The organism is Agarivorans sp. DSG3-1 (assembly GCF_046774965.1).
Taxonomy (GTDB): Bacteria; Pseudomonadota; Gammaproteobacteria; order Enterobacterales; family Celerinatantimonadaceae; genus Agarivorans.
Genome location: NZ_CP177241.1, coordinates 3,622,784 through 3,644,395, shown reverse-complemented (window position 1 = coordinate 3,644,395; position 21,612 = coordinate 3,622,784). Strand labels below are relative to the sequence as shown.

Sequence of the window (21,612 nt, the reverse complement as noted above, 5' to 3'; positions counted from 1 at the left end):
CCTAGATAAGTAGTTTTAAACTGTAAAAAAATCTTTAAACTTAAGCATTCATGGATGTTTATTCGAGGAAGAGTGCAATTGTTTTTTCGCTTGTGGCCGATATTGCTAGTTTTGTTTACCACTTCGGTAACAGCGATTGATTTTGATTACCAAGGATTATCAGGCGAAACCAAAGATAACGTAAAAGTGTATTTGGAAGCACAAACTTTTCCAGATAACAGTAGCGTGCGTCGCATCTCATCTGCCAGTGCCGAGCAAACTAAACGTGCCTTGCGCGCGTTGGGTTATTACCAAAGCAAAATAGATGTTAGCGAGAAAGAAAAAGATGTTTACTTAGTTGAGGTGGAACTAGGCGAACGCTTAGTGATAAGCAAATTCGACTTTACATTTGAAGGCGAAGCCAACAAAGACAGTCGATTCACTAGCGCTGTAACAAAGAGTGGGCTAGCTGATGGGCAAGTGTTCTCACACGCTGCTTATGATGGCTTAAAGTCAGAGTTTAATCGACTGGCCGCTCGATATGGATATTTTGACGCTGAGTACCACCAATCCGAAGTAAAAATCAGTATTAAAGAAAACACAGCCAGTATTCATTTAAGTTATGATTCTGGTCATCGTTATCGTTTCGGTGACATCATATTTACCAACCCCGATTTACCTAAAACAATTTTTGCTAATCTTGCCGAGTTTAATAAGCAAGATCGTTATGATTCCAAAAAAGTCGGTGAGTTTAATCAACGCCTAGGTGAGACTGACTACTTCCAAGTTATATCAGTAAGGCCAGATTTAGAAAATCGCCACGACGACAAGATAGATTTATTAGTGGGATTGGCGTTAAAACCTCGAGACACCTTTGAAGTGGGTGGGGGTATCACTACTGATATTGGCCCGCGGGTGCGGTTAAAGTGGACTCGACCTTGGGTAAACGATAAAGGCCATAGCATTGCCTTTGAGATTGAAGCCGCTGAGCCAAAACAAAGTGCGTTGTTTGTATACCGTATTCCCATGAATAATCCGGTTGATGATTACCTTGATATTCAAACCGGCTACATTCGCGAAAAAACTAACGATACTGAAAGTGAAAAGACCGTAGTGTCTACCACTAGGCAGTGGCGCTGGGATAACGATTGGAAGCCTTCTATTTTCCTCAAATGGCAACACGAGGAATATCGTCAAGCAGATCAGTTTGATGTTACCGATTTGGTGCTGCCTGGTTTTAACTTTGCTCGCTTACGCACGCGCGGTGGATTAGATCCATATTGGGGGGATAACCTGCAAGCCAGTGTTGAAGTCGGGCACCCATATTGGGGCTCTGATGTTGAAATGTTGCGCTTAGCCACTATTGGAAAATGGCTCCGCTCTTACCAAAATCATCGACTTTTACTGCGTGCAGACGTAGGAGGAATATTAGCAGAAGACATTACTGACGTTCCTGCGTCTATGCGTTTCTTTGCCGGTGGTGACCAAAGTATACGCGGGTATGATTACAAAACAATTAGCCCAAAAAATGATGAAGGCCAATTGATTGGTGGTAAATACCTCACTGTAGGAAGCATAGAATACAATTATCAGTTTGCTGAAAAATGGCGGTGGGCAACCTTTGTCGATGCGGGCACTGCAACCAATGATTTCTCAGAACCGGTGTCCGTTGGCGTGGGAATGGGTATTCGATGGCTTACGTTAATTGGTCCGCTGCGAATAGATGTGGCTAAAGGCTTACAAAATGAATCGGATCCATGGCGTGTCCACTTCTCGTTAGGGCCTGATTTATGATTTTTAAAGCTTTAAAGTACTTGCTGGTATCAATTAGCGCGCTGATGTTTTGCCTCATTCTCGGTTTATCGTTGACCCCTAGTACTCAGTGGATTTTAGGCAAAGTGAGTAACTTGGTTGATGGACTGACCATTACCCAGCCAGACGGAAACTTATATAAAGGCATTTCAGCAAAACAGGTTATTTGGCAACAAGCCGGGTTGCGTGTAGAGCTAGCCGATCTTGATCTAGCCTTAGATTGGGTATGTATGAGTAAAACTCGGCTTTGTGTAGAAAGGTTGTTAAGCACAAAGTTATTGGTTGCCGTTGACACCGCGGCCATGGCCGCAGCCTCTAACATTGACGACCCTGAACCACCAGCAGAACCCAGTACCGGCCCATGGACACCTCCTTTCCCCTTTGTGTTAAACCGCTTAGCAGTAGATAACGCAGTAGTTACCATTGATGGTATTGATATTTCATGGCAAAGCCTACAAGTTCAAGCTAACTGGCAGCAAAGTACTATTAGTGTTGACCAGTTGTATTTGGATAAATGGAAACTAGCGCTATTTTATCAAGATAGCTCTGCTCAAGCGTCTAACGAGACATCTGAATCTGAGTCACTGGTTCCTCTGCTTATCGAGGTGCCAGATGTGACTATGCCTTATCAAGTGATGGTAAATGACTTAGTACTTACTCAAGGGGAATTAGCACTAAGTGAGGCTGCCTTGGCGTTTCCTTCATTAGAGCTAATAGGTAAGTTAGATTTTTCTTATCTGGAATTAGAAAAGCTAAATGCAATAACTCCTTGGGGAGAGTTAGCACTAAAGGGGAGCCAAGGTTTCCAAAAGCTTTACGCGTCTGATTTAGTTGGTCGTTGGGATATGAAAGTTGACGAGCAGCCCTTAGGTTTAGACTTCCAACTGATAGGTGATGGCAAGCAGCTAGATGCCGAGCTGTCGAGCGACGGATTCATCGCTTCAGAAATCGCGTTAAATATAGCTTGGCAGAAAACCAACATTCCCTTCGAAATAACCACAGAGCTAAAGCAAGCTTTTAATGTTTTACCTGAACAGCTTTCGGTTAATGCGCTTAACTTGCATGCCGATGGAGATTTGTCTAGTTACCAAATGCAGCTGCAAAGTGATTTATCTGGCTTGCAAGATCTATGGTTAAACGCACAACTTAATGGCGATTTATCGCAAATTGAGCAACTGGCCATTCAGGGTGAACTGCTAAAACCCAAGACCCTATTGGACAGTAGTCAAAAGAATGGTGAAGAAAAGGCTAGCAAAGTAAATGAAATTGAAGCTACCGCTTTAGTTGTCGAGCAAACAGCAGTTCGCGACCAACAAGCGATTGGTGGATTTAATATTTCCGGTTCTGCGGCATGGCAACCTGAGTTGAACGCTGAGATCACTATCAGTTTAGATAACTTACAACTCAGTCATTGGGCAGACTTAGGTGAGGAAATGGCGTTGCCTGATTTAGACGGTGACATTAAAGCCAAACTAGTGGCTAACCTCTGGGAATTACAGCAAGCTAATTTAAGCGGAGAGTGGTTAAACTTGCCGCTTAACATCGAGCTAGTGGGCAAGGGGGATTTAGATAAGCAGGCTCACCAAGCGAAGTTAAACCTCAATCTGGCTAATACTCAAGTTAAGGCAGACGCAAACACGAATGCTGAAAATGTAGAAGTAACTGTTAATGTTGACGCTAAGAACTTGGCAGAGCTCCCTTGGCTAGACAGCGGTTTGTTGGATGCGGACATAGGCGTAACTGGCGTAGTTGACAATCCAGTATTCACTTGGCGTATTGCGGGTGACGAGTTAACTAACCAAGATTTCACTTTAGTTAAGCTCAATACCCAGGGAAATCTATCCTTGGACGAGGCTTTTACTGGTCAAATTGATTTAGCGGTAGCGCAATTATTGGTGGCCGGAGAAACTATTCAAACAGCTGATTTGAACTATTTCAGCAAAGATACAAAACAACAGTTAGCGATTAACGTTGAACAAGCTCAACGAAGTGCCCATGTTAAACTTGCGGGTAGTGGCGGTTTAGAAAGCTGGCAAGGGCAGTTAGCCAAAGCTGACCTTAACGCCGAGCTAGGCAATTGGTCGCTGTCTAACGCCGTCGATATAGATTATGAGCAAGCGGTAGCCACTATCGGAACACACTGTTGGTCTAGAGAGCAGAGCGAATTCTGTTTGTTATCTCCATTTGTGAGTGACGGAAACAGCGAGGTAGCTCTTACCGTTAAACAATTCGATTTTACTGTGTTAAACAAGCTCATTCCAGAGGACCTTCATCTAGATGGGCAAGCATCGGCAGAGATTTTTGCAAAACTAAATCAGTGGTCCCCTGAAAAAGCCCGTTTAGCGCTTAAATTAAGCCCTGGTTCACTTACCCAAGATGCCGAGAGCGGCGAGATAACCTTGGCTTACGAATCCCTTGATTTAAACGCAGATATTAAAAATGAAAAACTACATTGGCAGGCTTTGTTTAGCTCAAAGCAACTGGGTGAATTACGCACTTCTGGAGCCGCTTCAATTGATAAAGGGGGAAGTATAGATGGTGAGTTACAGTTAAATAATCTTACCTTATCGCCGTTACTGCCTTTTGTTAATGTGTTAGATGAGCTGGATGGTGACATAAATGGTTTGGTAAAGGTATCGGGCAAGCTAAAGACACCGGTATTGCTCGGCGAAGTTAAATTGGAAAATGGTTTGGTATCGGGTCCAGATGTGCCCCTTACGATAGAGCAATTGCACACCGAGTTGAGTTTCGATAACCAATTAGCACGTTTAAACGGTGGCTTTAATAGCGATGGGAAAACTGCTCAGTGGACTGGTGAGTTTAGTTGGCCTAATAATCAGTTGTTTGGTCAACTAGATATAGATGCTAGTCAACTCCCCATTAACGTAGACCCTTATGCCAGTTTATCCGTTTCTCCAGATGTGAGTATTAAGTTTGCTGATAATCTGATTGATGTAAGTGGCACCATTGCGGTAGAAGACGGAGCTATCGTAGTGAAGTCGCTACCCGAGTCAGCCGTATCAGAATCATCTGACGCCATTGTGATTGAAGAGCAATCGGAAACGGTTGCCTTACAGAAAACCAAGATTGACCTAAATGTCACATTATCGGAAACCATCACCTTAGAAGCCTTAGGCCTTAATACTAACCTTAAAGGCCATTTAAACTTAAAACAACAACCTTTAGAGCCGTTGCGCGCCAATGGTCGGATTGAATTGGTTGATGGTAGCTTTAAAGCCTACGGACAAAACTTATTGATAGAAAAAGGTTGGTTAATGTTTACCGGACCTTTAGAGCAACCCTATTTAGATTTTGAAGCGGTAAGAAACCCAGATACTATTTCAGACAGTGTAACTGTGGGCGTTAAAGTTGTAGGTTTAGCTGATGCCCCTCAGGTAACGTTATTTTCAGACCCATCTATGTCGCAAAACGAAATGTTGTCTTACTTATTGCGCGGCCGGGCCTTAAGCGACAGCGAACAGGATGATAATGCACTTTCTTCTATGTTACTTAGCGCGGGAATAGGCAGGGCAGAAGGGTTAGTCGGTAACGTGGGAAGTACCCTAGGTTTAAACGATTTGGCCTTAAGTACCGCGGGTTCTGGCAGCACGACTCAAGTTGAGGTGAGTGCCTATGTATTACCTGGCGTACAAGTTCGTTATGGCATGGGGGTATTTGATCCGGTTAATGAATTAACCGTGAAATATGAGATTTTACCTAAACTGTTTATTGAGGCATTTTCTGGCTTGCATAGTGCGTTAGATGTTTATTACGAGTTCTATTTAGATTAAGTGTTAGCATTAGCGTGGTCTCGGTTATATCGGGTGAGGGATGAAGAGCACATGAACAAAAAAATTGCTAAACGGGCGCTGTTGGTAGCGTTAATAGTCGGGTCTTTATTAAACCTAATAAACCAGTGGGATGTTATTAATGGCGCTGCGGCTAACTGGGGAGCGTTGCTATTTACTTACTGTGTACCATTTATCGTTTCTTACTTTAGTGGTGTTATGGCTAATCAAGCACCTGCTGCTAATAGTAATATCTCTAAACAGCCACCAGCAGAAACTGCATTAATCCAAATTAACCAGTCGTTGTCTGAAATTGGTCAAAAATTACGTTGTTCTATCAACGATACCGGTGATTACGAAACACTCGCCAACAATGCTAAAGAAACCATTGAAGACTTACAAACCCAACAACAAGCGCTGTTAGCGGTCATTAAGTCGTCTAAGCCGTCACAATAAAGTAACTTCTTGAAACCTCTTATTCATCTAACAAGCTGCTCGCTTTAACCAAAGTCGCTAATTTGACCTTGTGTTTCAGTTTATTAAATAACAAAAACTTTTTTATAGCTTGCTGTACCTCACACTAGATATATATCGTAATATCCGCAACCCTTAACATAATAGTCTGCTAATTGTTCGTAAAAGAGAATACCACTCGACACAACATGTTTTATTGCGGAGATTTTATGAGCACAATTAACCTAACGGTTAAGGAAAAAATTGCCTACGGCTTGGGCGACACGGGATGTAACTTTGTATGGCAAACTGTCATGCTATTTTTGGCTTATTACTACACCGATGTTTATGGTTTATCACCTATCCATATGGGAACTATGTTTTTATTGGTTCGGTTTATCGACGCTGTCACTGATCCCTTAATGGGCTCGTTGGTTGACCGCACTCGAACCAAACACGGACAATTTCGTCCTTATATTCTTTGGATGGCGGTGCCGTTTGGCGTGGCGTGCATGATCACTTTCTACACGCCTGATTTAGGCTCTACTGGCAAAATTATTTACGCATACTGCTCGTATATTCTGCTTACCTTAATGTACACCGCGATTAACGTGCCTTATTGCGCTATGGCTAACGCTATGACTAACGACCCTAAGCAGCGAGTTTCATTGCAGTCTTATCGTTTTGGATTAAGCACTGCGGGCGGTTTAGTAGTGGCATTAGTGGCCTTACCTTTGGTTGACTACATTGGGCAAGGAGATGAGCAGAAAGGCTATTTAGGCGCCATGATCATAATGGGCATTGGCGCAATGTTGTTATTTTTCTATTGCTTTGCCAATACAAAAGAACACCACACAACAGAGCTTAGTGAAGCGAAGAAAGGTTCAACGTTTAGCGATGTAAAACTGCTGTGGAAAAACACCCAATGGCGAGTATTATTTATTTTAAATATTGTGCTGCTAACTGGCATTGTGCTTAAAGCAGCTTCAACTATGTATTACGTAAATAGTGTAATGGGGCGCCCTGATCTGGCGACAATGATGATGGTGGCGGGTATGCTCGCTAATATTGTTGGTGCGCTGGCTTCTGCACCAGTACTAGGGCGTTTTGACAAAATAAAAACCTATAAAGTGCTGATTGGCATTTCTGGTATTTTATCGGCGTCGATGTTCTTTATTGAACCCACTAACATCATGTTGATCTTTGTGGTGATGATTGTGCTAAGTGTGGTTCAAATGAGTACCACGCCATTGTTATGGAGCATGATGAGTGATGTTGTTGATTACGAGAAATCGCGCAGCGGTCGCTCGCTAAGTGGAATGGTATTTTCAACTAACTTGTTTGCGATTAAAGCCGGTATTGCAGTAGGTGGCGCAATGGTAGGTTGGATACTAGCTGGAGCCGGTTACGTTGGCGGAGCGGAATTACAATCTAACCAAGCAATTACATGGATCAACTTATTGTATACCTTTATCCCTGGTGTGTTCTTTATCTCGTTAGTTTTTGTTATGCACTTTTATCGTTTAGACGAGAATAAACTGCAATTGATAAAACAACAAAATGAACAAGCGGAAACCAAGTTACAAGCTCAAGTTGTTTAATCTGTTTTGAGTATCCAAAAAAAGCCAATATCAGTGATATTGGCTTTTTTAGTTTGGCGCGCTTTGATGTTCGCTTAATACAGTAAGCTAAAGTACTTACGTCTAAATTGCGAAGACAGTGGGTCACCGTTTAAGGTCGCCAGTATATCTAAGAAGTTTTTCTTAACTTGGCCGTCTGCAGCCTCTAGGTTGCTTTGTAAAATCGCATACAGCAACTCTAAAGCTTCTTGATTACGGCCTGCTTGTGAGTATTGGATGGCTAAACTTACGCGTAGCTCTGGGCTATCTTCACTGCCATTAAGCTTTTCTTCCAAAGCCTTAATCTCTGGGCTTTCAGCAGCAGCTTGTAATAACTCTAATTGGCTTTTCAGCTCATGGTAATCAGCTTGTTGTTCTTCAAGTGGCAAGGCATTAAGCAAAGTTTCTGCTTCAGCGGCTTGTTGGTTATTTAACAAGGCCTGGATCAGCACCAAAATAATATCGTTGCGTTGCGGTGCTAGTTGGTGTGCTTCTTTAATGGCACTTAAGGCTTCACTTTGTTGGTCAGCTTCCAGCAAGGCTTTTGCTTTAGCAAAAAGTTGCTCTTCTGGTGGCGGTAAATGGCGCACAATAGTTTGCATCACGTCTTCAGGAGATGGGATGTCGGCAAATCCGTCAACTGGGCGACCTTCTTTAAGAATGACGACGGCTGGCGCTTGAGTCACGCCAAGTTGCTGCGCTAAGGGCGCAAGCTCATCCATATTCACTCTAGCAAGAACAAAACTACCACCGGTTTGCTGGTGGATTTGCTGCAACAAGCCAAATAGCGGTTCACATTGCGGACTAGAAGGAGACCAAAAGTGGACGACCACAGGTTGGTTTAGTGAACCTTCAATAAGTACCTGTTGGGCATTCTCAAAACTAATATCGATAACAGACGGTGTAGGCTGCATAGTGTTTTCCGTTAATTGTTTAGCCTTAATTTGGTGACTAAATGCATGTTTTTCAAGTAAGAGTTCTAGATTAGCAAATTAGCGATAAAAAAGCGGGCTTTAAAGGAGTAAACTACATCATCATTTGAAAGTTCAAACAGGGTGTTATGGAATCATTGTCGTTAGCAGATCTTACGATCTTATTGGTAGAGCCTTCAAACATGCAGCGTAATATCATTCGCACTCGCTTACACGAAGCAGGCATTGATAACTTCTTAATGGCAGAGAACTGCCAACAAGCGCTGGAACTCGCGATTAAAACGGCACCAGATTTGGTGGTAAGTTCGATGTACTTTAGCGATGGTACCGCTACGGATTTAGTGCAACAACTTCGCGCAAACGACTTAAGCCGAGATATTGCATTTATGCTTATTTCTAGTGAGGCTTGTCACCATACTCTAGACGCGATAAAGCAAGCTGGTGTAATTGCCATGCTGCCAAAGCCTTTTGAGTTTACTCACTTGTTAGCGGCTTTACAGGCTACGATTAGTTACATTGAGCCAGACAGCCAAGTGATTAATAATCTGGACATTTCCGATAAAACCATTTTGGTCGTTGACGACAGCCAAACTGCGCGTCGACACATCTCTAAGGTGCTTGAAAATATTGGATTGGTTAATTTGCTAGTGGCTGAACATGGCCAAGAAGCGCTAGCTATTTTGGAGCAGAATGAAGTTGATTTGGTCATTACCGACTACAACATGCCGGTTATGGATGGTGCAGCGTTAATCGAAGCCTTAAGGCAACACCCTAAATTTTGTGATATTCCAGCCTTGATGGTGACATCGGAAAATAACTGCGCCAAGTTAGATGGGGTTCGCCAAAGCGGTGTTTCTGCTTTAGTGGATAAACCCTTTGATATTGACGCAGTGAAACAGGTGCTTACTCGACTGTTTGAAAACGTGTAAATTTAGTCGAAGATTTGATCGCCCATCTGATCAATAAAGGTTTTGCACTTATGCATTGCTAGCTCGGCGGCATCGTCTGAGCTAGCGCAAGTGTCTGAACGAATAAATGTATGTTCTTTTAACTCGCCATTTATTGTTTTACTAATTACCGCTGCCACTCGGTACTGGCCATTTGACGACTGAGGGCTAGGGGTAATAGTAAACTCATTGTATAACTCTTCTGGATAGCTTTTTGCCTGAACAGGCGCGGCTTGAAACATTTTCTTTAAAGCTGAAAAGATACTCATCTTAATGATTTTCCTAAATTTAAGCTAAAACATGCGAAACAGCCACGAGCTTAACGAGCTGTTTACGGTATGATGCATGATAACGAGCAAAACACCCTAACCGCAATGGAATTACTGTGAACTTAGAGCTTATTTCTTCTCAATTTAACCAAGTTAGCGCTTTAATTACCTTATCTCTCGCTATTCTTATTTTATTACTGTTGCTGATAAATAGCATAAAGGGCAGTCAAGCAAACAAGCAAAAGGCCGCGCTTGATATGCAGATTGACCGGATACAGCAAGAGCAAGCTGAGCTAAAACTAAACCTCGACAATACTCAACAAAGTTTGCAAGAGCAGCTGATCAGCAATGCTGGTTTACGGAATGAAGTTGAATACTTACGTGAAATTAAAGAGCAATTTGAAACTAGCCAGCAATTGTTACAACGTGAGCAACAGCGGTGCGCGTTGCTTCAACAAAAAGATCTTACCTTGCAAGAGCGCATTACTTACCTAGAAAAAAGTGAAGAACGGGTAAATGCCCAGTTTGAATTATTGGCTAACCGAATTTTTTCTGAAAAAGGCTTGGAACTACAGCAACAAAGTAAACAAAGCATAGAAACTGTGTTGCAGCCGTTAAAGCAGCAATTAGACGGATTTAAACAGCAAGTTCAACAGAGTTATGAGAACGAAGCTAAACAGAGACACTCTCTAAAAGATCAAATAGTGACCTTACAACAGCTCAACCAACAGATGAGTGATGACGCGTTGCGTTTAACTAAGGCTCTAAAAGGTGACAACAAGCAACAAGGGGATTGGGGCGAGTTAATCCTAGAGCAAATCCTTCAATCTTCTGGATTGAGAGAAGGGCATGAATATCAAACTCAAGTAGTGGGTGTGAATCAGCATGGACAAACAATAAAGCCAGATGTAGTGGTTAAACTGCCAGGTGATAAGGCAGTAATTGTTGATTCTAAAGTGAATTTGGTGGCTTACGAGCGTTACTTCAACAGTGACGATACAGAAGTTAAGAAAACTGCCCTAAAAGAGCACGCAAAAAGTTTACGTAATCAAATCATTGGTTTAGGCAAGAAAGATTACCACACTCTTTATCAACTAGAGTCTTTAGATTATGTACTGTTATTTGTGCCGATTGAAGGTGCATACTTGAGTGCGCTGGAGCAAGATCCCTCTTTAGTTCAGTTTGGTGTAGAAGCGAATATTTTGCTGGTTAGCCCAAGTAGTTTAATGGTGGCATTGCGAACGATTCAAAATTTGTGGAGAAGCGAACATCAGCAGCAAAACGCGCAAGTTATCGCGCAACGCGCTGGTAAGTTGTTTGATAAGTTTGTGGCATTTACTGAAGATTTGCAGAATCACGGTCAACAGTTGCAGCGGTCAACTGATAGCTACAATAGCGCGATGAACAAACTGAGTACTGGCAAAGGGAATTTAGTTAGACAAGCCCAGCAGTTAAAAGATCTGCAGGTTAATACCAGCAAATCTTTAGACAATAAGTTGCTGGCTGATAGCCAGCAACATGAGCCAGTTTAGATACTGCTTAATATCAACGACGATTGCGCTTCCAACGACAATGAAAGTTGTTGTTGGTTGGGCTGCAGTTCTTCAATACTTCCCATCAATCTATAACGCGCCAATTGCTGCATATTGCTTAGGTTTAAGGTGATATTGGCAGCATCTCCGCGATTGATTACCACAATAGAATGGTGTTTTGGTAACCAACGTATAAATGCCCACACATCATCACTTTCAAGCAAACTAATGATATCGCCTTCTTGAAACTCTTTTCGGTGTTTGCGCAACGCGATTAACTGCTGGTAATGAGCTAACAATGGTTGCTGCCACTGCGATTCATCCCATGGGAAACAACGACGACAATCTGGATCGTTAGCGCCGGTTACACCCACCTCATCACCATAATAAATTGACGGTACGCCTACGTAGGTGAGTAATAGCGTGGCGGCCACTTTATTGAGATCTATGCCATCATTAACTAAGTGACTAAAGCGGGGAGTATCGTGACTGTCTAAGAGGTTATATTGGGCTAGTTGATTAGCAAAAGGAATTGAACCGCGAGACTCGGCTAACCACTCTGCTAATCCTTTTGCATCAAGTTTAATTGGCGAATAACGCGGAACATCCATTTTGGCTAAAAAGGCAACAATTGGTTGGTTAAAACCGTAATAGTTCATTGCCGCATCTTCTTGGTCACCCTGTAACCATTGAGTTGCTTCGGCAAAGTGCTCGCCAATCATGTATGCGTCAGGGTTAGTTTCTTTAATCGACTTTCTAAATTCTGCTACGTAATGGGCATTATTTTGTGCACTGTTATGTTCACCCAGCATATGAATCACATCAAAGCGCCATGCATCGATAGAGAAGGGGGGCTTTAACCAATGTTTAAGTACCGATTGCTCACTTGAGTAAATCGCTTTTTGTACTTCTAGGTTGGCAAAGTTAAGTTTAGGCAGGGTCTCTACACCTTTCCAAGACCAATAGTTACCGCTGTTGTCAAAGTGGTACCAATCTTTAAACAAAGAGTCACTGTTGTGATAAGCACCGCCCATTCCTTGCTGGTAGTAGTCCATCCAATGGTGTTGATTAGAAGTGTGGTTTACTACCGCATCTAACATTAACTTCATACCACGTTGCTTCATGTTCGCAGATAAGCTAATTAGCGCATCGTCCCCGCCAAAATGAGGTTCTACTTTAAAGTAGTTACTACAGTCGTACTTGTGATTACTTGGCGAGCAAAAAATGGGGTTGAGGTAGATGGCGGTAACCCCTAGCTCGTCTAAATAATCGAGCTTTTGTTCGATACCTATTAAATCACCACCATAAAACTCTGTTGCTCCGGTTCCTGAATGAGATTTGGCTAACGGTTCCCCCCATTTCTTTTGAACCACCGCACGGCCATCGCGATGGTAGCTATAACTGTCATCTGTTGGCGTTAGATTTGGGTCTCCATTAGCGAAACGCTCTGGAAATATTTGATAAAATACTTGCTGTTTTACCCACGCTGGCGGTTTTGCATTGTGGTTAATCTTAAAATGGAAATGTTTTTGAGGAAGCCTAGATGATTCGCCAGCGGCATGCAAAAACACTTGCTGGTCTTGGCATAAGAACTTGAAGCAATACAAGGTTAACGGGCTATGAGGGCTAACGGGGATTTTGGTTTGCCACTTTAACCAGTTTCCTTCTTGTTTAGGCTTTTTTAGCTCAATTAACCATTCTTCATGATCAGGCTCTACACGCACAAAAATTTGAGAGTAAGGGTGATTAATAGCGGTGTATAGAGTAATTAAATAGCTGTCTTGCTGTTGAACAACCTGACTTTGTGGATGGAAACGAAAATCAGTCATGAATTTACCTTTATGTTTTTCACCAGTATCGTTGGCTCAGTTGTGGCATTCAAGTATGAAAACTGAAAAAGCCATTATTTGTTTTAATGTGCAATTATGTGCATTGGTGGAAGTTAAAAAAACAGCAAAAACTGTTTAAATGTTTAATAATAGGTTGTAACTAAAACATTTTCTTAAAGTGTGCAATTGAAGCAATCAACTCTTCTAAATAGCTGGTCATGGAAAAAACGCGCCTCATTATGGGCACTATTGGTGACTTTGTTGTTCTCTGCTGTCGTTTCTCATCGCTATCACACCGTTAAGCATCAAATCGACGAAGAGGTAGAGCTGTCTTTTCGTGGCTTTAGTACAGCAAACAAACATTTGGTGAGTTTGTTATCTCAACGTTTATCTTTACTCACTCGTACCTTAGGTTTGCTTAACTACGTTAACGATGAAAATGAGCTCACTTTGGTGTCTTTAGCAACTGAATGGCAGCGTATTGCTAAAGACGTTAATCTAGAAGGTAATTTCTATTATATTCATCGAGACGGTCGCGTTGATTTAGTTTTAGACCAAAATAAGCAAGGCCACGAACTAAAATGGAATAGCGAAGTTAACCCTCTCATTACTCATTACTTTAAAGAGTTGGTATGGCGCGGCGAGGGTGTGATTTCTTCAAAAGCATTGCTAGATAGGTCTTCTAATACTTACTTCTACCTTCTTTATATACCGGTGTTTGATAAATGGTCAAAATTGGTGGGTTGGATGGTAAACGAATACGACCAGCAAGCAATCAATCAAACGGTTCATTTTGTAGGGCGACCACAGCTTGTAGAGAGAGCGATAATCTTAACCGAAGAAGGTGTCATCATTGAGGGAGACTATAGTAAACCTACTTACAATAAGTTAATCGAATTGGTTGGCCGTATCGATTATGAGTTGACACAAAGTTATTTCTTAAGAGGCGATTTTGTTAACAAAAAAGACCCTTACTCCGTGAGTGGTGGGCTAATGTTCACCAAAGAAACGGGAATAGAAGAAGACGATCCCAACTTAACGTTCCTCTACATTTCCTACCGCGATTTGATAACAGATAGTAAGTATTGGTTAGTGTTTTTCGCTGTTGTATACATTGCCGCGCTGTTTAGTTGTTTTATTGGCTCTTACCTCACCGAGGTCATTCGCCGTGAAAAAGCAGTGGTTCGAAAACTTAATGCTCTGAGGCAGGCTGCTTTTGAAGGGGAGTTTTCTCAGCTTATTACTGATGTTGACGGTGTTATTGTAAAGGTGAATCGCTACCTAGCTGGAAAAATAGGCCTTTCTGCTGAATACATGGTGGGTAAAAAGATGACTGATTTTGGTCATTCCTCTCCTAGCTTTGAATCCATTTTACAATCGGCCAAAAAACAAGGTAGTTGGTTAGGTGAGATATCTATTCATGATTCAAACGGTGTAACTTCTATTCAGCAAATGACGGTTACTGCGGTATATGCCGATCAAGAAATAAAAAATTATGTTTGCTCTAGTATCGACATTAGTGCGCAAAAGTCTTTAGAACGAAAATTGCAGCGCCTAGCGAATACTGACCCGTTAACGGGTGTGTCGAACCGTAGACACTTTGAACACTCAGTATATTTAGAACAAAGTCGCAGCGATCGCAATGGTTCGCGCTTTACCATCTTGATGTTGGATGTAGACCACTTTAAACAACTAAACGATAAACATGGTCATGACGTGGGTGATTTGTGTTTGATTAGATTGGTAGAGAAAGTAAATGAACTGAAACGCGAGACAGACTTGCTGGCTCGCTGGGGGGGAGAAGAGTTCATTATGTTATTGCCTGAAACTGACGTTTCTCAAGCATTGAATTTGGCAGAACGTTTACGATTGTCTTTTGAAAATGATCGCAATGAGCCGAGTTTTACCTGTAGTTTTGGCTTAAGTGAAAATCAAAAAGACAGTAGTTTTGCAAAACTGTATAAGCAAGCAGACAGTGCCCTTTATCAAGCTAAATCACAGGGTCGAAATCAAGTTGTGTTGTATGTAGAGGAAGCTAAAAACAGCTAATTTCTTCGGCCCTTAAAGCGCGATATTCACCTGGCTTTAGCGAAGCGTCTATGCCTATGTCGCCTATCTTTTCTCTGTGTAAACCCACAACTTTGTTACCCACTGCGGCCAGCATGCGTTTTACTTGGTGATAGCGCCCTTCACTAATCTGCAAAACTATTTGGGTGGCGTTTATGTACTCAACCAGAGCCGGTTTAGTTGGTTTGTCTTCGCCGCGTAGCATTAAACCATCGCGTAATTGCTGTAGTTCTTGTTCGCCGATTGCATCCGCTAAATCCACTCTGTATTGCTTAAATTTATTTGCGCGAGGGCTAGTCACTCGGTGTGACCATTGGCCGTCGTTGGTTAGCAGTAATAATCCGGTCGTATCAACATCGAGCCTTCCGGCAGAATGTAGTGGATTGCTTAACTCTGTAATTAACGATAATGCGCTAGGGTGGTTAGCTTCTGCTTCTGTACTTAAATACCCACTGGGTTTATTTAGCATAAAGTAACAGTGCTCTTGTAGACTAAGTAGTTGGTCGTCTAGAAATACGCTGTCATCTTGCTTTATGGCTAACTGTGCATTTTTAGCAAGTTGTTGATTTACTTTAAGTCTATTGCTTTTTATTAGCTTTTTGGCATCGCTACGAGAAATCAGTTTTGCTTTCGAAAGGTATTTGTCTAATCGACAAGGGTATTTCATAATGGCCTAGTACAGAAGGTAAAAACAGATAGTAACGTTATCTGAATGCTTCAACAAACCCTATATAGCAGTGTGGAGTAAGATTTTTGCAGGTAATTTGTCGTTCAAATATTGAAATACTTGGCAACCTTGTGACTAAAGATGTCACGCTTCGCTATTTTAGTGATGGAACTGCGATCACTCAGTTTGAAGTATTAGTAAAAAAGAAAACCAAATCATCAGCGAAAGAACAGGTTGAAGTGTTTCAAATTACTGTTCGGGGGGAGCAAGCTGAGCGACTTAAACGCTACGCAAAAGCTGGGGATGGCGTGGTAATTAATGGTCGGCTAAGAAATCAGAGAGATTCCGCTGGGGAGATTGTTAGCGCTATAGACGCTGAACAACTTAGTTTTGTAGGTCGACCAACTCAGCTTTATTGGAATAAAGTCACATTAATTGGTGAAATCGCTCATGCTTCTACTTTACGTAAAAGTGTCAACGACCAAAGCTATATTAAACTGCAACTTGCTACAGACCTTAGTGACACCCAGCATCGAGTAAACTGTAACTTATGGGCTTACCCAGCAGAGCTAATAGCTAAAAAAGCAAAGTTAGGCGATAAGCTGGTGGTTGAAGGGAGCCTAAAAAAGGCTTTTGCCGATGACCAGAAAGTCTCACCTATATTGGTAGATGGGCACACCTGCTTACACTTTCTCGACTAATACTTTGCTAGTTGAGTCTGATGGTATTGGCTTGTGTCAATAACAAGCCCTTGAGCTTGAGCTAGTTCATCTAGCTTTTGTTCACTTAGCGCCAGTTCACTCAGCATTAAGGTGTTGTCATCTAATTCCCATATCTGCCTGCTGCCTAAATAGCTAAATTTAATAATACTGAACGCTATCGCATCACCGTGTTTTGTGGCTGTTGATAGCGCAGCCATTTTACGGTTAATTTTGTTTAATTCTTGTTTCAGCTCCCAGACATAAATGACTTCAGCAAACCATGGCTTTGTTTTACAAAAAAGTACTACAGGCACAATCGACAATACTGCCGCTACAACGCCCATTAAATTGAGGTAAAAGTTATCTGAACCTATAGAGAATAGGGCTATGAAAAATGTTGACCATGCTAAGGTGAATAGGATCAACAAGGCTGAAATACCAATATAGCTGTAACGAGAGCGTGTTTGATAAATGTCTTTATTTACGGGTTTGAGTTGCATATTGCTGCCTAGCTAAAACAAGTGGAGTAATAGTAACAAAGTGTATTAATGTGGGTAAATGAAAACAGCATGATTGTATGTAAAGTAAGCTGTTGTTTACTATTTAAAAAAATGTACAGTTAAAACTAGACTATTGGTTTTCATGTAACTGTTTACGGTCTATCATTACAATTGATTTAACTAGGTACACATTAATAAACACAAGGATCGTTTATGAACCGCACACCTGTTGTAGCTCGTGTGGCTAAAGCGTTAGGATTGACGCTAGCCTCACTTTCATTATTAAGTGCGTGTGACACTGCACCACCACCTCCTCCAGAAGTTAAAGCAAATGTTAAAGTGCTTGAAGTTACCATGCAGCAAGTAACACCAAGTAATGATTTTGTTGGCCGAACTGAAGCGACTCAGGATATTACTTTAAAGTCTAAAGTTCGCGGCAATCTTGCAACAACTAATTTTCAAGAAGGTAGCATTGTAGAAAAAGGCGATTTGCTGTTTGAAATTGACCCAGAACAGTACGATGCAGCTCTAAAGTCTTCTGAGGCAATGGTAGCCCAAGCGAAAGCCGCTTACGATACTGCTGTATTGAACTTTAAACGTGGAGAAGGGCTGATAAAAGACAACTTTATTAGTCAGTCTGATTACGACAATCTGCTATCTCGTAAGTTACAAACTAATGCTGCATTGCAAAGTGCCAACGCAGAGTTGGATAACGCGAAACTAGAATTAGGCTACACCAAAATTTACGCACCTTTTACAGGTCGTATTAGCCGAGCAGCCGTTTTCACCGGTGATCTCATCATACCTGATCAAACTGAACTTGCAGACCTAGTGCAAATGGAACCAGTTTGGGTGAACTTCCAGTTACCAGAAAAAGTGTTAATTGAAGCTCAACGCGCGCATAAATCAGTTACCACGCCATTTAAGCTAAGTGATTTCCCTGTAAAAATTCAATTTCCAGACGGTTCTATGTTTGAAGAAACCGGCAACATGGATTTTGTAGATAACCGAGTAGACGCTACTACTGGTACCTTGGCAATACGCGCAGAGTTCCCAAATAAAGAACACATTATTGTTCCAGGTTTGTATGTGACGGTAATTATTGAGTCTCCAGAAATGGAAGAAGTGTTGTTAATCCCACAACGTGCTGTTCAAGAAGATCAGCAGGGACGTTACGTTCTTACCGTTGATAAGAAGGATGTTGTGACTCGAAAAAATGTTGAGCTTGGTCAACGTTACGGTATTGACTGGGAAGTTGAGAAAGGTTTAGAAAAAGGCGATTTAGTTATCTCTGAAGGTTTACAGAAAGCCCGAGTAGGCGCTGAAGTTGACCACGAAATGGATACTATTCAGCCATTCTCTGACACTAAATCTTAAGGAGTCGGTGATGATTAGTAAGTTTTTTATTCATCGACCCAAGTTTGCCTTTGTTATCGCGATTGTTTTAACACTGGCGGGCTTCTTGTCGATTCCGGTTTTACCGGTAGCTGAATTTCCGAATATTTCTCCACCTATGGTTTCTGTTACCACAAGCTACCCAGGTGCGAGTGCCGAAGTTGTTGCCGATACCGTTGCTAAGGTGATTGAAGCCGAAGTAAATGGTGTTGAAAACATGATTTACATGGAGTCAAAAGGCGCTAACGACGGTAGTTACTCTCTAAACGTGACCTTTGAGGTAGGCAGTAACGTAGACATGGCACAGGTAAATGTGCAAAACCGCGTTCAGCAAGCTATGCCGCGTTTACCATCTGAAGTACAACGAAATGGGGTTAAAGTTGAGAAACAAGACCCTAGTATTTTGATGATGCTTAACCTTGTTTCTCCTAATGAATCTTTAGATAACTTGTTCCTTAATAACTACATGGGGATCAATATTAAAGATAACCTGGCACGGGTTAATGGTGTATCTAAAGTAAGCATTATTGGTGGCATGGACTATTCAATGCGAGTGTGGCTGAACCCAGATCGCATGGCGAGCTTAGGTGTTACTGTTGATGATGCAATAGCGTCAATTCAAGAACAGAATATCCAAGTTGCAGCAGGTCGTATTGGTGCTGCTCCGGTGCCTAGAGACCAGCAGTTTCAGTATACTTTGTCTACCAAAGGCCGTTTAAGTCATCCAGAAGAGTTTGAAGAAATTATTGTTCGCTCAAACCCTGATGGCAGTGCAGTTTATCTTAAAGATATTTCACGCATTGAGTTAGGCGCAGCAAGTTACGATGCTGAGGCTATGTTAGACAATAAAGCTTCTGCCTTATTGTTTATCTATCAAGCTAGTGGTGCAAATGCACTTGAAGTCGCTAAAGGTGTGCGAGAAGAACTCACCCGTTTGAGCGTTCAGTTCCCAGAAGATATGGACTACAAAGTGTTGTACGACACGACCGAGTTCGTTGAAACCTCAATTGATGAAATGCTTGAAACGCTGCTGATTGCTATTGCTTTAGTTATTTTTGTTGTTTATATCTTTCTGCAAGATGTTAGACAAACACTAATCCCAGCGATTGCTATTCCAGTATCACTAGTAGGCACATTTGCTTTCTTGTTAGCTACTGGTATGAGCATTAACACAGTATCGTTGTTCGCACTGATTCTTGCCATTGGTATCGTGGTAGATGATGCGATTGTGGTGGTAGAAAACACCACACGTTTAATGCAAGACGAAGGATTAAACGCAGTAGACGCGACCACTAAATCGATGCAAGAAGTAACCGGACCGGTTGTAGCGACAACCTTGGTACTCTTAGCTGTGTTTGCTCCTACAGCGGTTATGCCTGGTATTACTGGTCAAATGTATGCTCAGTTCTCAATTACCATTTGTATTTCAGTACTTATTTCTTCAATTAATGCATTAACACTAAGCCCAGCTTTATGTGCATCGTTGTTGAAAACGCCAAAAGTACACGAAAAAGGCTTCCATGCTTTCTTTAACAAGCACTTTGATAAGGTTACTGGCAAATACACTGGCTTTGTTAGTGGAATGGTACGAAAACTGTCTATTGTAGGCATTGTTTATGTATTGCTGATTGGTGCTACTGGTTATTTGGCCACTTCGTTGCCATCAGGCTTTGTACCTACAGAGGATAAAAAGGCCTTCTTTATCGATGTACAGCTGCCTAACGGTGCATCTATCAACCGTACTAAAGACGTTGTATCTAAGATGGTTGATGAACTAAATGACCTTGAAGGGGTAACCAATGTTATTTCTGCAAGCGGTTATTCTATCATCTCAGGGGCCGTTTCATCTAATGCTGGTTTAATGGTTGTTATCTTATCTCATTGGGATGAACGTAAAGACCCTGCATTAATTGAATCTAACATTGTACAAAAAGCTAACGGCGTTTTAGCCGGATATAACGAAGCACAAGCCGTAGGCTTTTCGTTACCCGCTTTACCTGGTGTAGGTACTGTTGCAGGTGTTGAATTCTTTATCCAAGATACCTTAGGCCGCACTCCTGCAAGTCTTGCAAGTGTGATGAGAGCAACAGCGGTAGAGGCGGGCAGTGCACCAGAATTAGCTGCTGCATTTAGTACTTACAGAGCTGATGTACCACAACTATTCGTAGATGTGGACCGACAGAAAGCGAAAGTACAAGGTGTTCAATTAAGTAGTATTTTCATGACCTTGCAAACTATGCTTGGTTCTATGTACGTGAATGACTTTAACCGCTTTGGTAAGGTGTTTCGCGTGAACATGCAGGCTGAAACAGAGTATCGAAATTCAGAGCAAGATATTGCTCGCTTCTATATTCGAAATAAGTTTGATGAAATGGTACCGCTAAATACCTTGGTGAAGGTTGAGCCTAAACTTGGCCCTGAGTACATTAACCAGTTCAACTTGTATGGCGCGGTGAAAATGAACGCTTTCCCTGCACCCGGTTTTAGTTCTGGCCAAGCAATTGATGCCGTTAAGCGAATAGCCGAAACGACGTTCCCCGCAGGCTACACTTATGAGTGGTCTGGTCAGACTTATCAAGAGCTTAAAGCAGGAAACTTAGCGCCATTTATCTTTAGTTTAGCGCTTATCTTTACTTACTTGTTCTTGGTAGCACAGTATGAGAGTTGGACAGTTCCTATTTCGGTGATGTTAGCGGTTCCAATCGCGATTTTGGGTGCCTTTATTTATATTTGGATCATGGGTTCAGACATAAACTTGTACACTCAAATCGGACTGGTGTTGTTGATAGGACTGGCCTGTAAAAATGCTATTCTCATCGTAGAGTTCGCGAAGCAGTTACGCGAAGGCGGAATGAGTATTCGTGATTCTGCAGTAAAGGCAGCTCGACTACGCTTTCGTGCTGTATTGATGACTGCCTTTTCGTTTATCTTAGGCGTAATACCTTTGGTGATAGCCACCGGTGCTGGCGCGGCGAGTCGAATATCGCTGGGTTATGCCGTTATGGGTGGGATGATCGCAGCTACCATTGTTGGTACTTGTTTAGTGCCTGTTTTCTACGTGATGCTGCAAGGTTTACGAGAAAAAGTTAAAGGTATCGAAGATGCTGAAGACAGCTAATTAG

15 protein-coding genes are annotated in these 21,612 nt (G+C 41.9%); 10 read left to right on the top strand and 5 right to left on the bottom strand.

What is annotated here, in order from left to right; translation table 11 throughout:
• The first annotated feature begins 54 nt into the window (after window positions 1–54).
• From ACLD71_RS16910 to ACLD71_RS16895, 4 genes are all read left to right on the top strand, one after another.
• Window positions 55–1,773: an autotransporter assembly complex protein TamA gene (locus tag ACLD71_RS16910; protein ID WP_137674556.1), complete on the top strand. Its 1,719-nt coding sequence runs from the start codon at window positions 55–57 to the stop codon at window positions 1,771–1,773.
• Window positions 1,770–5,582, top strand: coding sequence for a translocation/assembly module TamB domain-containing protein (locus ACLD71_RS16905; RefSeq protein ID WP_411991428.1), 3,813 nt, complete (start codon window positions 1,770–1,772; stop codon window positions 5,580–5,582). Before ACLD71_RS16910 ends, ACLD71_RS16905 begins: the two co-directional genes overlap by 4 nt.
• Window positions 5,583–5,633: 51 nt before the next feature.
• Complete coding sequence (gene nrtS, locus ACLD71_RS16900) at window positions 5,634–6,035, top strand: nitrate/nitrite transporter NrtS (protein ID WP_137674558.1); 402 nt, start codon at window positions 5,634–5,636, stop codon at window positions 6,033–6,035.
• Between the two features lie 227 nt (window positions 6,036–6,262).
• Window positions 6,263–7,633, top strand: a complete 1,371-nt coding sequence (locus ACLD71_RS16895) for a glycoside-pentoside-hexuronide (GPH):cation symporter (protein WP_411991427.1) — start codon at window positions 6,263–6,265, stop codon at window positions 7,631–7,633.
• A 74-nt stretch (window positions 7,634–7,707) separates the two neighbouring features.
• Here ACLD71_RS16895 and ACLD71_RS16890 read toward each other — a convergent pair whose 3' ends face one another.
• A complete protein-coding gene (locus ACLD71_RS16890; protein WP_411991426.1) occupies window positions 7,708–8,565 on the bottom strand; it encodes a tetratricopeptide repeat protein in 858 nt (285 codons plus the stop codon).
• A gap of 146 nt (window positions 8,566–8,711) precedes the next feature.
• On the opposite strand from ACLD71_RS16890, the gene ACLD71_RS16885 reads away from it, so the two are divergent.
• The gene (locus ACLD71_RS16885; RefSeq protein ID WP_137674561.1) at window positions 8,712–9,512 is read left to right on the top strand and encodes a response regulator; all 801 of its coding nucleotides are present in this window, start codon (window positions 8,712–8,714) and stop codon (window positions 9,510–9,512) included.
• A gap of 2 nt (window positions 9,513–9,514) precedes the next feature.
• Here the strand turns inward: ACLD71_RS16885 and ACLD71_RS16880 are convergent, their stop codons facing one another.
• Window positions 9,515–9,799: an HlyU family transcriptional regulator gene (locus ACLD71_RS16880; protein WP_303516483.1), complete on the bottom strand. Its 285-nt coding sequence runs from the start codon at window positions 9,797–9,799 to the stop codon at window positions 9,515–9,517.
• 116 nt (window positions 9,800–9,915) lie between these two features.
• On the opposite strand from ACLD71_RS16880, the gene rmuC reads away from it, so the two are divergent.
• Window positions 9,916–11,331: a DNA recombination protein RmuC gene (gene rmuC / locus ACLD71_RS16875; protein ID WP_411991425.1), complete on the top strand. Its 1,416-nt coding sequence runs from the start codon at window positions 9,916–9,918 to the stop codon at window positions 11,329–11,331.
• Here the strand turns inward: rmuC and malZ are convergent.
• The gene (gene malZ, locus ACLD71_RS16870) at window positions 11,328–13,160 is read right to left on the bottom strand and encodes a maltodextrin glucosidase (protein WP_411991424.1); all 1,833 of its coding nucleotides are present in this window, start codon (window positions 13,158–13,160) and stop codon (window positions 11,328–11,330) included. The genes rmuC and malZ overlap by 4 nt on opposite strands.
• Window positions 13,161–13,346: 186 nt before the next feature.
• On the opposite strand from malZ, the gene ACLD71_RS16865 reads away from it, so the two are divergent.
• The gene (locus tag ACLD71_RS16865) at window positions 13,347–15,209 is read left to right on the top strand and encodes a diguanylate cyclase (protein ID WP_411991423.1); all 1,863 of its coding nucleotides are present in this window, start codon (window positions 13,347–13,349) and stop codon (window positions 15,207–15,209) included.
• On the opposite strand, the gene ACLD71_RS16860 is transcribed toward ACLD71_RS16865, so the two are convergent.
• On the bottom strand, window positions 15,196–15,894 hold the full coding sequence (locus ACLD71_RS16860) for a pseudouridine synthase (protein ID WP_411991422.1): 699 nt from the start codon (window positions 15,892–15,894) through the stop codon (window positions 15,196–15,198). The two genes, ACLD71_RS16865 and ACLD71_RS16860, sit on opposite strands and share 14 nt — an antisense overlap.
• A gap of 86 nt (window positions 15,895–15,980) precedes the next feature.
• On the opposite strand from ACLD71_RS16860, the gene ACLD71_RS16855 reads away from it, so the two are divergent.
• On the top strand, window positions 15,981–16,595 hold the full coding sequence (locus ACLD71_RS16855) for a single-stranded DNA-binding protein (RefSeq protein ID WP_137674567.1): 615 nt from the start codon (window positions 15,981–15,983) through the stop codon (window positions 16,593–16,595).
• Here the strand turns inward: ACLD71_RS16855 and ACLD71_RS16850 are convergent.
• The gene (locus ACLD71_RS16850; RefSeq protein WP_137674568.1) at window positions 16,592–17,095 is read right to left on the bottom strand and encodes a DUF3087 family protein; all 504 of its coding nucleotides are present in this window, start codon (window positions 17,093–17,095) and stop codon (window positions 16,592–16,594) included. The genes ACLD71_RS16855 and ACLD71_RS16850 overlap by 4 nt on opposite strands.
• Before the next feature lie 213 nt (window positions 17,096–17,308).
• On the opposite strand from ACLD71_RS16850, the gene ACLD71_RS16845 reads away from it, so the two are divergent.
• Both ACLD71_RS16845 and ACLD71_RS16840 read left to right on the top strand, forming a co-directional pair.
• Window positions 17,309–18,472, top strand: coding sequence for an efflux RND transporter periplasmic adaptor subunit (locus ACLD71_RS16845; protein ID WP_411991421.1), 1,164 nt, complete (start codon window positions 17,309–17,311; stop codon window positions 18,470–18,472).
• A 10-nt stretch (window positions 18,473–18,482) separates the two neighbouring features.
• Window positions 18,483–21,608 (top strand): efflux RND transporter permease subunit, encoded by a 3,126-nt coding sequence (locus ACLD71_RS16840; RefSeq protein ID WP_411991420.1) that lies wholly within the window; start codon window positions 18,483–18,485, stop codon window positions 21,606–21,608.
• The last annotated feature ends 4 nt before the right edge of the window (window positions 21,609–21,612 follow it).

Coding starts and splice junctions, on each gene's coding strand:
- ACLD71_RS16890 (WP_411991426.1), bottom strand. CDS start 8,565: ATGCAGCCTACACCGTCTGTTATCGATATTAGTTTTGAGAATGCCCAA.
- malZ (WP_411991424.1), bottom strand. CDS start 13,160: ATGACTGATTTTCGTTTCCATCCACAAAGTCAGGTTGTTCAACAGCAA.
- ACLD71_RS16840 (WP_411991420.1), top strand. CDS start 18,483: ATGATTAGTAAGTTTTTTATTCATCGACCCAAGTTTGCCTTTGTTATC.
- ACLD71_RS16910 (WP_137674556.1), top strand. CDS start 55: ATGTTTATTCGAGGAAGAGTGCAATTGTTTTTTCGCTTGTGGCCGATA.
- ACLD71_RS16905 (WP_411991428.1), top strand. CDS start 1,770: ATGATTTTTAAAGCTTTAAAGTACTTGCTGGTATCAATTAGCGCGCTG.
- ACLD71_RS16895 (WP_411991427.1), top strand. CDS start 6,263: ATGAGCACAATTAACCTAACGGTTAAGGAAAAAATTGCCTACGGCTTG.
- ACLD71_RS16850 (WP_137674568.1), bottom strand. CDS start 17,095: ATGCAACTCAAACCCGTAAATAAAGACATTTATCAAACACGCTCTCGT.
- ACLD71_RS16860 (WP_411991422.1), bottom strand. CDS start 15,894: ATGAAATACCCTTGTCGATTAGACAAATACCTTTCGAAAGCAAAACTG.
- ACLD71_RS16880 (WP_303516483.1), bottom strand. CDS start 9,799: ATGAGTATCTTTTCAGCTTTAAAGAAAATGTTTCAAGCCGCGCCTGTT.
- ACLD71_RS16885 (WP_137674561.1), top strand. CDS start 8,712: ATGGAATCATTGTCGTTAGCAGATCTTACGATCTTATTGGTAGAGCCT.
- ACLD71_RS16845 (WP_411991421.1), top strand. CDS start 17,309: ATGAACCGCACACCTGTTGTAGCTCGTGTGGCTAAAGCGTTAGGATTG.
- nrtS (WP_137674558.1), top strand. CDS start 5,634: ATGAACAAAAAAATTGCTAAACGGGCGCTGTTGGTAGCGTTAATAGTC.